This window comes from Bradyrhizobium sp. UFLA05-112 (genome assembly GCF_053572325.1).
The window spans coordinates 49,737-64,287 of record NZ_JBANBK010000038.1 but is presented as its reverse complement, the minus strand read 5'-3'; the positions used below and the strand labels follow the sequence as shown (position 1 = coordinate 64,287).

The following is a 14,551-nucleotide window of genomic DNA, read 5'->3' as shown; positions in this document are numbered from 1 at the left end:
CGCGATTGTTCGGCGGCGATGCGGGTTTTCTTGATTCCCGACTGGCCAGAGCATGATCGGGGTCGAGTAGTGTGCACAAGCCGATGCGAACAGCTGGCCCCTATGGCGCGGCGATCCAACTCGGCGACGAGAACCACTCGAAGTCTTCGAAGAGGGCTGCCGTCACCGCTCGTGAGCAAGAGGCAGGCGGCGCCAAGCGCGCCGCCGCCCGTCGACTTTAGAACTTGCCGTTCTCGTTTTTCCATTCGCTCCGGGCGGGGATCGCCTCGACTGTGTCCCAATGCTCGGCAATCTTGCCGTTCGCGATCCTGAACAGGTCATAGAATGAAGTAAGATTGCCATTGAAATGTCCTTCGCTAACGACGAGGACGAAGTTTCCTTCGCCCAGCACGCGGTGAATACGGTCGTATTTCGCCACGATCCCCGCTTCGGCCATCGCCTTGAACGCGGCGCGCAGGCTCGACAATCCGTCGGCGATCTGCGGATGGTGCTGGATGTAATGATCACCGTCGCAGTAACCCGCTAGCTTGTCCATGCGTCCGTTTACGAGGAAGTCTGCGACGAAGCTTCGAGCTAATGCCTTGTTGGCCTCGGTCTTCTCGAGATCTTGCGCCTCCGTAGGACCATCGATCATGCTGCGTCCGCTCGGATTGGGGCCGGCCGTTTGCTGGAGGTTGTCCCAATGCTCAACTATCTGGCCGTTTTCAAACCGGAAGATGTCGAAGCCGATCTTCGCACCGAAGACGTGGTATTCGGAGTGGGCGAATACGTAGTCGCCATCCTGAAACACTCGCACGGTGTTCACGCGCGTCGACCCCCGAGGTACCGCTGCAAGGAGCCCCTGAAACCCCGCCAAGCCATCAGCTGCACCCAGGTTGTGCTGGATGTATTTGTCAGGGTTGATCACTGCGACTGGTTCGGTCGCGCGGGTTTCAATGGCTTTCAGCAGATCCGTAACTTGTTGTTTCTGGGAGGTCATAACGGCTAGGTCCTTTGTTTGATCAGCCTGCGCATTAGCCTGGCAGGCTATGAGGTAAACGAGAGTCAAGGCGGCCGCAGCGAGCCGCGAGGTCTGAACGAGGTGTCTCATTTCACTTGTGTATCTCCAATGGTAACAGTTCTAGGCGAAATGAAATCAGCGGCGGGCCGAACGTCGACTTTCCAGATTAAGGACTTCGGCCGTGAGGTCCGCGATGGTGGTTCTTGAAAGAGCCGCCTCCATCGCCTGCTCGACTGAACTGACTATCCCATCGAGGGCGGTGGCGATGTTCCGGCCAACTGGGCACGCCGGATTTGGGTTTTGATGAAGCGGGATCACTACCCCCTCCTCAACCACAGCACGGAAGACGTCAAGGAGCGTGATTCGGTTGGCTGGCCGCGCGAGCAGCGCGCCGCCGCCCGCCCCCATCTGCGATCGCGTGAGCCGCGCAGCGGCCAGTTGCATGAGCAGCCGCCGCACCAGGGAAGCGTTGGTGTTGATGCTGGAGGACAGTATCTCGGAGGTAACGGGCTCGCCCGCCTGCATGTGCAGGACGGTGAGGATATGAGTTGCGACTGCAAACCGTGTGTTCATTGTGTTACCATTATAGTTACATATTCCAGGAAGCGCAATACGAAAAATTTGCTTCCAAATCCGCATTCAACCTGATTGGGCGTTGAGAGCCCGTTCCGGGGAATCATGGCACTGTCCGCGCGAGATATCGCAACTCCCGAGCGTCCTTTGTCGATCTGCCAATCAGTACGCGGTCAAGAAGCGACGACCAGCCAGTGGCAGGGCGAAGCCGACGCCGGCAATCCGATAGAAGCCGCGCTCCAGCAGCAGCCGCGTGAGGCCTGCGCCACCATCCAGGCCGGCATTGCAGCCCAATAGGCATTGCCCAGACGCAGCATGGCCGCGAGGATAAAGGTCAGCAACCCGCGCAGCTCATGCCCAAGGTGTAGAAAAGGCCGGACCGGTCGAGGCCAAGAATCTCTCGGGCTGGCATGCGCAGCAGTCCTAAGTCACTGTGCGAGGCGCGCCCGCTCGCAGCTGGTGTGGCCGATTTTTGCCCGCAACATCCCGTACACCGTTTGCGAGTTGGCGACGATCACGCACGGTGTCGATGCTCGCTCTTGAGTTTGTCGAGTTCGTCCGACGGGATTCGACCAGGAGCAGTCATTGCGACGATACTTTGGTTTGCTAGAATTCTAGGACGATTTTGCCGAAATGGCCTCCGGCTTGTTGCAGGCGAAACGCGTCGGCTATCTCTTTCAGAGCGGAGCAGCGGTCGATGACCGGCTTGATGCCTGTCGCCTCGATACCGCGGACAAGATCCTGCTGGTGCCGGCGGCTGCCCACGATGATCCCGTGCAGGCGCTGATGGCGCGCCATCAGCGCCGCGGTCGGCACCGGACCCGCCGGGCCAGTCAGCACGCCGATCAACGCGATGTGGCCGCCGATCCGCGCCGCCTCGATCGACTGCGCCAGCGTGCCTGCGCCGCCGACCTCCACGACGTGATCGACACCCCGGCCGCCAGTGATGTCCCGCACGGCAGCGCTCCAATTCGCATTCCGGTGATAGTTGACGATATGGTCAGCGCCGAGGGCACGAGCTCGTTCAAGTTTTTCGTCCGAGGACGACGTAGCAACCACCGTCGCCCCCATGGCCTTGGCGAACTGGAGTGCAAAGATCGAGACGCCGCCGGTGCCCAACACCAGCACACTGTCGCCGGCCTTGATGCGACCGTTCACCACCAGCGCGCGCCAAGCCGTTAGGCCGGCCGTGGTCAGTGTCGCTGCCTCCAAGTGACTGTAGCCGCGAGGAGCCAAGGTGAATGAGCTTGCTGGCGCTACAACAATCTCTCGCGCGTAGCCGTCAATGCCGTCTCCGGGCGTCGTCGAGAAGTCGGCGATCGTCGGCGCGCCGTCGATCCAAGAGGGAAAGAAGGTCGAGACGACGTGGTCGCCGACTACGAAATCGTCGACGTCACGTCCGACCGCTTCCACGACGCCGGCGCCATCTGACATCGGGATGCGTCCAGCGGGCGCGCCCATCCGTCCGGTGACGACGGCCAGGTCGTGATAATTGAGCGAGCTCGCACGGATGCGGACGCGGATTTCACCCCGTCCCGGAGCGCCTGGTTCCGCAATCTCGACGAGGTTGAGGGCGTCGAGGCCGACTGCACCGTTGGAAGTGACTGCTTTCATGGGTGAATCTCCCAGTTATCGATCGAAACTGCTGGCGAAGGCGCGGATGGCGAGATGCTTTTTGCCCCGTGCATCGGTCACGCGAAGGCCGCGCGCACCGCTTCGGCGAGCGGTGTCGTTGGCCGGCCGATGAGCTTGGAGAGCTGACGGCTGTCATCGAACAACGCGCCATGAGAGGCATCGACGTCCCAAGCAGCGAGCCCTTCGAACATCTGGGGCAGGCCCGCCTGCTTGAGGATCGCGGCATAGTTGGTCGGTGGCAGGTTCTTGTACGGAATTTCGCGGCGGGTCTGGCGCGAGATTTCCGCGGCGAGGTCGGCTAGCGTGTGGGCGTCATCACCGGCAAGCTCATAGATCTTGCCGTCGTGACCGTCGCCGGTCAGGACCGTGACCGCGGCGTCTGCATAATCGGCGCGCGTCGAAAGCGAGAGCTGACCGTCGCCTGCGCTGCAGACGAACGCGCCATTGGCGAGCGCGGCAGGGATCGAGGCGCTATAGTTCTCAGTATACCAGCCGTTGCGCAGGATCGTCGCCGGAACGGCAGAGGCAGCTATGTCAGCCTCGGTCCCGCGATGCTCCTCGGCGAGACTGATCGGCGATCGGTCGGCGTGCAGCAAGCTTGTGTAAATCAGGCGCTTGACACCCGAAGCTTTGGCGGCCTCGATGACGTTTCGATGTTGCGCCGCCCGCTGCCCCAACTCGCTGGACGAGATGAGGAGCAGCTTGTCGACACCGGCGAGCGCCGGAATGAGTGTTTCGGGCCGGCTGTAGTCGAATTCACGCGCGCTAACGCCAATGTCGCTGGCCTTTTTCGGCGAGCGAACGAGCGCAATGATCTGGTCGGGCGTCACCTTCGCTTTGAGCCTCTCGACGACGAGGCGGCCGAGTTGGCCGGTGGCACCGGTGATGGCGATAGTCATAGGTAGTCTCCTTAGCGATCAGTTGAAACGAAAACCGGAAATGGCGGTGGCGAGTACTTCGCCGGAATAGATACGCTCCCCACGCCTCTCCGCGGAGCCGGCGGCGACCATCAGCAGCAGCAGATGCTCTGCCTCTCGATACGAGAAACGGCCCGCGGGAGCATCCGCCCAGAGTTCGAAGCGCGTGGCGCGTTCGGCGCCGTCCAGCGCCACGCTCTCGGCGAGCCAAGCGTCGAAAAAGGGGTAGCGATCCGGATGTTGATCTCGGCATTCACGAGGCAAGAGACTCGGCAGCGAGACGGCGCACGCCTTTGCCGGTGGTGTACGACCGTGGTCCAGATTGCCGGAATTCCAGGACATGCAAGGACGAGCTCAAATGCAGTTCGTTTCCTTCTTTTTCGACAGTCAACACTCTCATGGCTCGGCGCCCTGAGTATCTGTTACGTAGCGCGGATTCACCTTCGCCCTCCTGGCACTCCAAATCCGCCGAAGTACGGGACATCCGCGTCAGTGTTTCCTTTGAGGAAGGACACCAAAAGGGAGGGGTCCCAAGGTTCAGTTGCAGGTTCGCTACGAGCAGGAGTGAGGGCAGGCAGGTTGGCCGTTCGGCCCTGGCGTGGTGGTAACTGTGCAGCAGCAGCTATTGCTGCCCTTGCTCTGCGCAGCAGCGGGTGCGGCGGCGAACAGAAGAGCTGTAACAGAAATGCAGGGATGAACTTCTTCATGGCGTAGTCTCCGTCCCGGTTCGTGGCACCTGCGACATCAAGGCGGCTCAGCAATCACGCTTTTCACCTGCAAACCGCGAGACGGCCGTCACCGCGAAGTTTGGCTCCGAATGCCGCGCCGGTCGCGATGCCGAAGCCGCCGCCAACTATTCCGGTCGCGCCAAGAATGCCCTTGGAGAAAGATGCACAGCTCCCAGCAATTCGCCATCTTTTGTGAACCTGGCGAGCCGCTCCTCCGAGGCACGGATGAGCCACATTCTCTCCATCAGATCCGAAAGTTCACGGAAGTGAAAGCAGCCTTTAGTCATCTTTTCTGGAGGCAAGAATACCTGGGCGCGCCGCTTCCGAAACTGTCAGGGGCTGCACAAGATCATTGTGCTGGACTGCAATGCCGCAAGCTGCGCTGGAGAAGTCCACGCGCACCATCGAGATCGACGAATTCGTCGACAAGGCCGATATCGACCCGCGCTACTTGATCCGGCCCTACTACATCCGTCCAGACGGCAAGGTCGGGCACGACGCGTTCGCGGTCATCCGTGAGACCATCCGCGAGATGGACAAGGTCGCGATCGGTCGGGTGGTGCTGACCAACCGCGAGCACATCATCGCGCTCGAACCGCTCGACAAGGGTCTAGTCGGCACGCTGCTCCGCTACCCCTACGAGGTGCGCGGGGAGCAGGAGTATTTCGACGAGATCCAGGACGTCAAAGTGACGAAGGACATGCTCGATCTCGCCCGGCGCATCGTGAACCAGAAGGCGGGGCGCTTCGAGCCCGAGAAGGGCTCCGAGCCCTATCGGCACCACGGGTCCGGTCGGGTCGGAGGGGTGGGCCGGTGAGGTAGAGCCCGGCGGGAAGTAGAGTCGATGAACCCTGTCGGAGCGACGGGTCGTCCCGTCGGGTCGAAGAAGTTTCGAAAATGAAACTCTTGGATTTTAGGACCCCGAGTGGCGGGGGCGAGCCGCCGGCTCACGTCGAGCCTATTCACGCCCTAAAAAACAACCCCCCAGGGGGTTAGTCGAATGTTTCGGTTAATCGAAAAGGCACACGTCAAACCGCCTGCAATGGTTGGTGCCTGGATAGTGCCGAGCGATGGCCGCAAGGGTGCCCACACGATCAAGTAATTGATATGATTGAGTGATGGCCGCGCGAGCCGTCCCTGACAGAGGGACGGGCTCAATACGACTTCGGATTGCCAGAATTGCTTTCGTCGTCCGGTCCACGCTTGTCGCGGACCGAAACGCCCATGAAGGCGTCAAGTCTGGCGCGGGCTTCCTCGGTCGAGGTCTTATGCACCTGCACCTCCTCAACCCTGTGCAAAATCACCGCCGCCTGGGTGGCCGGAGCTTCCAGACCGGTCATGACGGATTTGCGCATCAGCGCCTTTAAGTAGATCGCCGCAGCTTCGACGTTACCTTTGCCTTCCATGGCAAGGGCATGATACCGGGCAATCAGGCTATCCAATCTCGCGACCTCATAAAGGAGCTCGCGCCGCAACGCCGGGCCGTCGAACCACTTCGCGGCATGCCGGTCGACCAGCGCCAGCGCGGCTTGTTCACTCATGCCCTGCTCAGCCGCGATCTCGCTGACCGTGCGGCCCGCCATGACGGCCTGCATGATCTTGTCGCTGTTCTCGTGCATGCCGCCGTTCTAGCACATCGTTCACGTCGTGGCGAAGGTGACCGATCAGCCGTGCTTCAAGTGCCCTGATCTCGGCAGCGAGCCTTCGCTTGCGCGTGTGCGACCTCGGATAGTCTGGCAATGTCGCGAGAGGCCGCGCTTCAACACCAAGGCGTTGCCTTAGCCAAAGCAGCCGCGCATAGCCGTGGATCGAACGATGCCGATGACGACAGGCATAGTCGAGCCGATGACAGGTCCGGCACGCCCACTCGTTGCCGACCACGTAAAGCCGATATCGATCGCGCCCGCAGAGCGGACAGACGAACACCGGCATACCCAAGGCGTGCGACCGTATCGCAATGCCGGTCTCATCGATGAAAACTTTTCCGGCCTCGCGCACGGCGAGCCGGCACCCCCAGTGCGCCGTTTGCAGCGTCGCCGAAGCGCCCGGCACGAGCAGGCCCTCCCGATAGAGTTCGAACACGTCGAGGCATGGATGGCTCTGCACGAACCGTTCCACCGGCATGTGAATGTGGTGCTGATCCTCTTTTAGTCCAAAGCAGCCCGGCATGATGAGTGTGAAAATAGCACAAACGGGAACCGTCTATCATCCATATGTGCGTCTTCCTTGCCACATACTCCTCAGTAACCGTTTCCTGCTGCGTATCACGTAACACCCCTTATAGGGGTGTGTTACGGATGCTACGCGTAGCAGGCTGTAGCATTGCTACGTTCTGCTACGCTTTGCTACGCCCATGGAAGACAGAGGCGCAGGCTTCGTGGAGGACATGGCTGGCACTGTCGTCATCGTCGTTGTTGTCAAAGGATTGTGGCCCCGGCTCCGCATGGTTAGGGGTGCCCCTCTGTCGCGGCTCGGCGCGGCCAACCCATACAAATTCATCCCAAATTCCGATCCGATCCTTGGCGCACAGGCCTCTCTTCATCCGCATGAATTGCGCACGCTCACCCTTGCCGCCGATCACCGATCGCTTCCTCATGCGTTCCCGCCACGTGTCGAGGCTGACGCCTTTCGAGCCGGGCGGGCAGTGCGGGTCGTTGGGCGGCGGCTCGGCATGGTCGGCAATACATTCGTAGAGCTCGCGTAGCCCGGCCCTTTGCAATTCGGTCAGCTTGGACGGCTTCGCCTTGGTGGCCGTGCCGGTCCCACTTCCGGTGACGGGCTCGATCACCGCCACGTCGACCGGGTCGCCGTCCTCGTCATGGCCCAGGACGAACGGCCCAAGGCGGAACGTCACCAGGTCGCGTTCGGGCTGATCGTTCGCCTTGGTGACCTTCGCCACCTTGACCGGGCCATCGCCGCTGATCTGGATCATCACATCGACGTCACCCAGGTGCGCGTTCGATCCACGCGCACCGCGCGTTTGGTCCTTGCCGGTGTGGCCGACAAGTGCGATGTGGACGTCGAGTTTTTCCTGCACACTGCGCAGATTGGCGGCAACGATGTTCTGGTCCCTGGCCTTGTCCTCGTCGCCGCCGCCGATCGCGATGGCCTTGTTGTAGGTATCGATTACCACCATGCCGAACGGGCAATTGAATCTGCTTTCGGCCGCCCGCACGGTCGCGACGATGGTGTCGATACAATACGGACGCATCAGGTCGATCACCGTGCCGGCGACGGCGATGGGAAGGCCCTTCACACCGTCGCGTTGCCGGTATACGGCGAGACGCCGCTTGTGCAGATCGGCGCGCTCCAGCGCGATGATGAGAACACCGCCCATCTCCCTAGCGCGGTGCCCGAAGCAATCCTTGCCTTGCGCACAATGCACCGCAAGGTCATCGACCAGCGACGACTTGCCGCTGCCGGGTGGCCCGATCCAGGACGATATTTCGCCGCGCGCGATCAGACCTTTGAAAATAGAGCGCCTGGTCGCAACGACGTCGATGTCGTCGAATGTGGTGAAGGGGAGCGATTTGACCGCTTTAGACGATTGATAGGCCGCGTTGTTAGTCATGGCGCCGTAGACCCTTCCAATGAGCGAAGGGGCCGCGCACCGCGCGCAAAGCTAAGCGAACTTGAGAAGCGCCGAGAGAGTTGTTAAATTGCTGTTGCGCGATTGTTGATCGTCACTCGCTCAACATTCTCTCTGCGTTCTCGGCCGCCCGCGTTTGTCCCGCGTGGCGGCCGTCTAGTTGCCGGTCGGCATGCTTGCCGTCCTTTAGTTTGATCGGCGATCTCCTTTTGAGTTGCCGGAATTCCGGCAACTCGGTTGGTTTCCGTCACCGCGAAGTGCGATCCGCGATGTAGCCACGGAGAACGCGCACACGACAGAGTGGCTTGCCATCGATGTATTCCCATCGCAGCGGGTGATCGGGGTCCTGCCGCCAGAACCGCACCGTCGCGATCGACCGGCGCAACACCGACGCCACCTCCTCGGAGGTCAAGAACGCGCTGTCGGGCAGTGCGTCGAGATCGAACGCGGGCGGCGGCGGCGTGCCGGATTTTTGGATGCGCGGCTTCTTGTTCGGGACGCGCGGTTTGCGCGCGGCGCGCACAGCCGCCATCGTCGGATCGTGCATCGTTGATCCCTTTCACAAAGCGTTGGGGCGGGTAGGCTTTTGCAATCTGGATGATTTGCGCGCGCGAACCAATCGCGAATTTTTGACTGGTCCTGAGACGCCAGCGCATGTCATCGCATGGCAACGATCATGATGACAGGCGTGTCTAATCACGAATTCGCGCAAGAAATTTCCATTAATTTCTAGAGGCCTAACGGCAATGTGCGTCTCCACAAGCGACCGTTAGCAATCCGCGTCGCGCCGCAAGGGGCGGCGAAATCATCCTTCCGCATGCAGCGCCGCCAGCCGCGCCAACAGTTCGATCTTGCGTGCGTTCTGCGGATTGACGGCGCGCTGATGCTTCAAGACAGCCTCGGTGCTCTTGCCCTCGATCACGGCTGCGATGTAGGCGTGCGCGGCCTCAAAGGCCATCTTGCGGATCGCCCAGGCCTCATCCTTGTTGTAAACCTGATCGATACCGCGCGGCTTCTGCCCGATGCAAAGCCGCTGGATATCGTTGTCGTAACCGCATTTGGACATCACGGTTCTGAGCGTGCGACGGAGATCGTGCATCGTCCATTTGGCAGTACCTGACTCTTTGACGAGGCGATCGACCAACTTGGTGAAGCCGCTGATCGGCGTGCCGCGCTGACCGGGAAAAACCAAATCGGCCGTGGCGCGCTGAAAGCGCTTGGCATCGTCCAAGACCTGATCAACCAGCGCGGTGTGCGGAATGTCGTGATGCAGGCCCATCTTGGTCCAGTTCTCGTCGAAGGTCAGGCGATCGGCCATGACGTGCTTCTTCCATTCAACGAAGGTGGGCTCCGAGCGGCGCGGCCCGCCGAGCAGGCAGAGGCGGACCAAGAGACCGAACGCGCCGAGCCGGCCGGCGGCGTCCCAGACCTGCTTGATCTCGTCGTCGGGCAGAGCGCGCTGCTTGGACTTGCGGCCGAGCCGTTGCGCGCGGGTCTGTTTGGGCTGCCGGAAGCCCGCAAGCACGTTGTGATCGACATGGCCCTGCCCCTGTGCCCACACCAAGAACGTGTTGGCGTGCTTGCGGAGGTCGGCGGCTGCGCCCGGCTTGCCGGCATCGGTCAGCTTGCCCATCGCGCTCGTGATGTCGAGCCGCGTCAGTTCGCGCAGATCGGTCAATTTGTGGGCCGGCAGCAGATTGCGTCGAAGGGCGCTCAGGGCCGTTGCGGTGTTCACCACCCCACGCGCTTTCAGGCTGGCCTCATAGGCACCATCCCCTGCGATCAGCGCGCCCAAGGTCGCCGCATTGGCCTTGGCGGCGGCAGCTTGCTTTTCCTCGCGCCTCATCACAACCAGGTCGGTGCGCATCGCGTGCTTGCCCGCGAGAATTTTCGCCTGTCTCCTCGCCTCGGCCAGCGTGATTTTGCCAACTGCGATGATGGTTGTGCGGAACGTGCCCTTATGGCCGGGACGGGTGTGCTCCAGCACGTAGGTTTTGGCCCCGCTGGCGCGCACGCGCACCGCAAAGCCGCCCTGCTTAGAATCGCGGAGGTAGGCCTGCGCCTTGCCCTCCGGGCAGGTTGCCTTCTCGATGATGGCGTCGGTGAGTTCGACCCTCTCGGGCTTGCCGGTCACGTCCTTGTCCCGTTTGGCTAGGTTGGTGCCCAGAGGAAAAATGGTGCCTGGCACTGATCAGGCACCAACCACGGGCACTATCGACGGTCGTTGACCGTCATTGCCAATTTGGGCAAAAATTACTTGAAATACAAGGGCTTTTCTGGATTTTGACTCGCGACAGTCATTGATCGTCAAAAGCGTCAAACCTTCCTTCACACGGGAGAGGTCCAAGGTTCGATCCCTTGTGCGCCCACCATTAGCGAATTAATCCCCTAAACGTGTGCCCCCGGCCAATGGCCGCGTGCGAACTCTGCGGGCCATCATCTACATACATACCGTTATTCTTGTGACGTCTTTGTCAGAGCAAGTTGATTTTGGTCATTCGATCATCCGAGGAAGCATCGGTACCGCGGCAAGCAGCCGCTTCGTGTAATCATTCTGTGGCCTGGCATAAATGGCTTCCGCCGCGCCTTCCTCTACGATCCGCCCACGGTGCATGATCGCCACGCGATCGCAAAGATGCCGGACAATCGACAGATCGTGGCTGATGAAGATGAGGGACAGATCGAGCTCGGATCGCAGGCGGATGAGCAGATTGATGATCTGCGCCTGGATGGAGACATCGAGCGAGGCGACCGGTTCGTCGCAAACGACGATGTCTGGCTGCATCGCAAGCGCTCGCGCAATGGCGATGCGCTGCCGTTGACCGCCGGAAAACTGGTGAGGAAAGCGGTTGGCATAAGCCGGATCGAGGCCCACAGCCGCGAGCCATTGCCTGACGTAGTCTGCGGCCTCGCCGCGGCTGATCAGGCGGTGCGCCAGCGGTCCTTCGGACAGGGTTTCTCCGATACGCATGCGGCCATTCAGCGAGGCGAAAGGATCCTGAAAGATGGTCTGTACGCGCGTGGTGATCTTGCGTGGCATCGTGCCGGAGCTCATCACCGGCTGACCGGCGAGCCGCACGCTACCTGATGTCGGTGCCATGATGCCGGCTGCCATCCGCCCGAGCGTGGATTTTCCCGATCCCGATTCGCCCACAAGGCCGAGAACTTCCCCCCTGTTCAAGACGATGTCGACACCATCGACGGCATTAGGCGTCGATGGTGGATTCGAGCCGGCGAGCCGAAACTGCAGTCTTGCGAACAGGTTTGCCGGCTTTGCGAATGTCTTGATCGCATCGCTTATGACGAGATAGGGACTGCCGAGCGCGAGGACTTCGCCGGAGGCCACCTTTCGCGCCGGCGGCGCTGCATCGGGAACGCCGGCGCGGCGCGTCAGCAGCTGACCGGGGCTGGCCCTCGAGGGCAAAGCATTCAGCAGGGTCTTGGTATAGTCGTGCTGTGGCTTGGTCAGGACAGCAAGTGCGGGTCCGCTTTCGACGATATGGCCTGACCGCATCACCGCGACGCGATCAGCGATGGAGGCGACAGTTGCGAGATCATGGCTGATCCATATCAGCGCCGTGCCCAGATCGGAGACCTGCGCCTTCATCTCGCTCAGGATTTCAGCCTGAATCGAAACATCGAGTGCCGTCGTGGGTTCGTCGCAGATGACGAGCTTCGGCCGATGCAGAAGCGCGATCGCGATCGCGACCCGCTGCCGCATGCCGCCGGAAAACTGGTGGGGAAAGAAATCGACCTTTTGCTCGGGTTGCCTGATGCGCATCCGGGCCAAGGCGACGATCGCCCTTTCGCGGGCTTCCTTTGGGCCGATCCGTTCATGGGCTTCCAGCCCGAGCCTGATCTGCGTGCCGATGCTCAACACCGGATTGAGCGCCACCATGGGATCCTGGAAGACCATGGAAATGGTCTTGCCCCGGATTCTCCGCAGCTCTTCCTGCGGCAGGCCGATCAATTCGCGACCTTCGAGCTTGATCGACCCTTCCACGATGCGGCCAGGTTCATCGATCAGCCCAATGATCGAAAAGCCGGTCGCCGACTTGCCGGAACCGGATTCCCCGACAATGCCAAGCACTTCGCCCGGCGAGACCGAGAAGGACACGCCGTCCACCGCCCTCACCTCGCCCCGGTTACCCCGAAACCAGGTCTTCAGATTGCTGACGTCAAGCAGCGGGCGCCTCGTCTCGTCGAATGGCGGGGCGATCATCGGCGGAGCCTCGGATTGAGCTGGTCGCGGATCTGATCGCCGACCAGATTGAGCGACACGATGAACAGGATCAGCGCCAGACCGGGGTAGATCGAGATCCAGTAGCGTCCGGAAAGCAGATATTGGAAGCCGTTGGCGATCAACATGCCAAGCGACGGCTCCGACGGCGGAAGACCGACACCGAGGAAGGAGAGCGTTGCTTCGAGAGAGATGGCGCTGGCAATCTGCACTGTCGCCACGACGATCAGCGGCGGCAGCGAATTCGGCAATATATGTTTGAAAACGACGCGCCAAGGCGATAGCGGGATCGAAAGCGCAGCCTCGATATAGTCCTTCTGCCGTTCCGCGACGGCCGTGCCATGGGCGGTACGGGCGAAATAAGCATATTGCGCAAAGATCAGAGCCAGGATCAGTTGGTAGCGTCCCTGGCCGAGCAGCGCGGCGATCACGAAAGCGAGCAGGATTGCCGGAAAGGAAAGCTGCAAATCGACAAGCCGCATCACGACGCTCTCCACTCTCCCGCCGACATAGGCCGCCGTGCAGCCAACCAGCGCACCGAGCGCAAAGGCAACAGCGCCGGCGATCACACCCATTTGCAGCGAAATGCGAAGGCCGTAGATGATTGCCGACAGAAGATCGCGACCTTGCGAATCCGTACCGAGCCAATGCGTATAACCGGCGCTTCCGACATAGCCTGGCGCCCGCCGCGCATCGCGCAGCACCAGATGGGCGAGATCATAGGGATCCTGCGGTGTCACCAACGGGGCGACGACAGCCAGGACGACGATCAAGACGACGACGATTGCTGCGCCGGCGGCGAGCTTGTTTTTCCTGAAGTCGTCGAGAAAGCGGGAAAAAGGAGTGTTGCTCATCATGCCCGCCCTTTCCGAAGACGCGGATCGAGCAAGGCATAAGTGAGATCGACCACAAGATTGATGAAGATGAACAGCAGGGCAATCAACATGAGATAGGCAACCATGACAGGCCGGTCGAGCGAGGTGATGCTGTCGATGATGAGCTTACCGAGCCCGGGCCAAGAGAAGATCGTTTCGGTCACTACGGCGAAAGCGAGAGTGGAGCCGAGCTCTAGACCGAAGACCGTGACAAGTGGAATGGAGATCAGCCTCAGAACGTGGCGGCGCAGGATGATGAATTCCGAAATGCCGGCGGCACGCGCGAATTTCACCGTATCGCTCAGCATCAGTTCGCGCGTGCCCGCGCGGGCAAGACGGATCATCAGCGAGAACTTGACAAGTGCCAGATTGAGAGCAGGCAGGACAAGATGCGAAAGGCCGTCGGTGGTCAGGAAACTGAACTCTGCGCCAAACAGGCTGACGGTCTCGCCGCGGCCGCCGGCCGGCATGCAGCCACACTGGACCGCGAAGAGCATGATCAACATCAGGCCGAACCAGAATGTCGGAACGGAGAAGCCGAGGATCGACAAGGCCATGATCGCGCGCGAGACAAAACTATGCGGCCGATAGCCCGCATACATGCCGATCGGCACTCCGGCGAGGCTGGCAAACAGCACGGCGGCCAAGGTCAGTTCCAGGGTCGCAGGCAGACGCGAGAGGATGAGCTCGCTGACCGGCATGTTGTAAACGAAGGACCGGCCGAAATCGCTATGGGCCAGGCGGCCGAGAAAACGCAGATATTGCTGCCACAGCGGCTGATCGAGACCGTATTGGGCGATGACGGCGGCGCGGATGTCCTGCGTCGCATCAGGCGAGATCAACACATCCACCGGATTGCCCACGGCATAGACGCCGCAGAAAACCAGCGCCGACATGGCAACGACCACGATACAGGCCTGCTAGGCTCTTTGGAGGATGAAGCCAAACATATCTGTCCATTCTTCGGCTTTCGCCTACATCCGGCGATCCGGAC

Annotated in this window: 14 protein-coding genes and 1 pseudogene; 3 read left to right on the top strand and 12 right to left on the bottom strand. The window is 61.1% G+C overall.

The window, feature by feature from the left end:
* Window positions 1-217 precede the first annotated feature (217 nt).
* Both SO180_RS22260 and SO180_RS22255 read right to left on the bottom strand, forming a co-directional pair.
* The gene (locus SO180_RS22260; RefSeq protein WP_449380972.1) at window positions 218-979 is read right to left on the bottom strand and encodes a nuclear transport factor 2 family protein; all 762 of its coding nucleotides are present in this window, start codon (window positions 977-979) and stop codon (window positions 218-220) included.
* 156 nt (window positions 980-1,135) lie between these two features.
* Complete coding sequence (locus SO180_RS22255; RefSeq protein WP_449380971.1) at window positions 1,136-1,573, bottom strand: Rrf2 family transcriptional regulator; 438 nt, start codon at window positions 1,571-1,573, stop codon at window positions 1,136-1,138.
* 105 nt (window positions 1,574-1,678) lie between these two features.
* Here SO180_RS22255 and SO180_RS22250 point away from each other — a divergent pair, with 105 nt between their 5' ends.
* Window positions 1,679-1,870: a hypothetical protein gene (locus SO180_RS22250; RefSeq protein WP_449380970.1), complete on the top strand. Its 192-nt coding sequence runs from the start codon at window positions 1,679-1,681 to the stop codon at window positions 1,868-1,870.
* A gap of 309 nt (window positions 1,871-2,179) precedes the next feature.
* On the opposite strand, the gene SO180_RS22245 is transcribed toward SO180_RS22250, so the two are convergent.
* The 3 genes from SO180_RS22245 to SO180_RS22235 form a co-directional block, all read right to left on the bottom strand.
* Window positions 2,180-3,187: a zinc-dependent alcohol dehydrogenase family protein gene (locus tag SO180_RS22245; protein ID WP_449380969.1), complete on the bottom strand. Its 1,008-nt coding sequence runs from the start codon at window positions 3,185-3,187 to the stop codon at window positions 2,180-2,182.
* A gap of 77 nt (window positions 3,188-3,264) precedes the next feature.
* The gene (locus tag SO180_RS22240; protein WP_449380968.1) at window positions 3,265-4,107 is read right to left on the bottom strand and encodes an SDR family oxidoreductase; all 843 of its coding nucleotides are present in this window, start codon (window positions 4,105-4,107) and stop codon (window positions 3,265-3,267) included.
* A gap of 18 nt (window positions 4,108-4,125) precedes the next feature.
* Window positions 4,126-4,467, bottom strand: a complete 342-nt coding sequence (locus SO180_RS22235; protein ID WP_449380967.1) for a class III extradiol ring-cleavage dioxygenase family protein — start codon at window positions 4,465-4,467, stop codon at window positions 4,126-4,128.
* A 753-nt stretch (window positions 4,468-5,220) separates the two neighbouring features.
* On the opposite strand from SO180_RS22235, the pseudogene SO180_RS22230 reads away from it, so the two are divergent.
* A pseudogene (locus tag SO180_RS22230) lies at window positions 5,221-5,628 on the top strand (Ku protein); the annotation flags it as partial.
* A gap of 379 nt (window positions 5,629-6,007) precedes the next feature.
* Here the strand turns inward: SO180_RS22230 and SO180_RS22225 are convergent.
* Window positions 6,008-6,472 (bottom strand): hypothetical protein, encoded by a 465-nt coding sequence (locus SO180_RS22225; RefSeq protein WP_449380966.1) that lies wholly within the window; start codon window positions 6,470-6,472, stop codon window positions 6,008-6,010.
* Window positions 6,473-6,668: 196 nt separating this feature from the next.
* On the opposite strand from SO180_RS22225, the gene SO180_RS22220 reads away from it, so the two are divergent.
* A complete protein-coding gene (locus SO180_RS22220; RefSeq protein ID WP_449380965.1) occupies window positions 6,669-7,004 on the top strand; it encodes a hypothetical protein in 336 nt (111 codons plus the stop codon).
* A gap of 184 nt (window positions 7,005-7,188) precedes the next feature.
* Here SO180_RS22220 and SO180_RS22215 read toward each other — a convergent pair whose 3' ends face one another.
* The 6 genes from SO180_RS22215 to SO180_RS22190 form a co-directional block, all read right to left on the bottom strand.
* The gene (locus tag SO180_RS22215) at window positions 7,189-8,424 is read right to left on the bottom strand and encodes an AAA family ATPase (RefSeq protein ID WP_449380964.1); all 1,236 of its coding nucleotides are present in this window, start codon (window positions 8,422-8,424) and stop codon (window positions 7,189-7,191) included.
* A gap of 265 nt (window positions 8,425-8,689) precedes the next feature.
* Window positions 8,690-8,989 (bottom strand): hypothetical protein, encoded by a 300-nt coding sequence (locus SO180_RS22210; RefSeq protein ID WP_449380963.1) that lies wholly within the window; start codon window positions 8,987-8,989, stop codon window positions 8,690-8,692.
* Between the two features lie 258 nt (window positions 8,990-9,247).
* Window positions 9,248-10,576, bottom strand: a complete 1,329-nt coding sequence (locus tag SO180_RS22205) for a tyrosine-type recombinase/integrase (RefSeq protein WP_449380962.1) — start codon at window positions 10,574-10,576, stop codon at window positions 9,248-9,250.
* A gap of 360 nt (window positions 10,577-10,936) precedes the next feature.
* Entirely contained in the window at window positions 10,937-12,664 is a 1,728-nt protein-coding gene (locus tag SO180_RS22200) for a dipeptide ABC transporter ATP-binding protein (protein WP_449380961.1), read from the bottom strand.
* Window positions 12,661-13,536, bottom strand: a complete 876-nt coding sequence (locus tag SO180_RS22195) for an ABC transporter permease (RefSeq protein WP_449380993.1) — start codon at window positions 13,534-13,536, stop codon at window positions 12,661-12,663. Before SO180_RS22195 ends, SO180_RS22200 begins: the two co-directional genes overlap by 4 nt.
* Window positions 13,536-14,468 (bottom strand): ABC transporter permease, encoded by a 933-nt coding sequence (locus tag SO180_RS22190; RefSeq protein WP_449380992.1) that lies wholly within the window; start codon window positions 14,466-14,468, stop codon window positions 13,536-13,538. The genes SO180_RS22195 and SO180_RS22190 overlap by 1 nt, the downstream gene beginning before the upstream one ends.
* Between the last annotated feature and the right edge of the window lie 83 nt (window positions 14,469-14,551).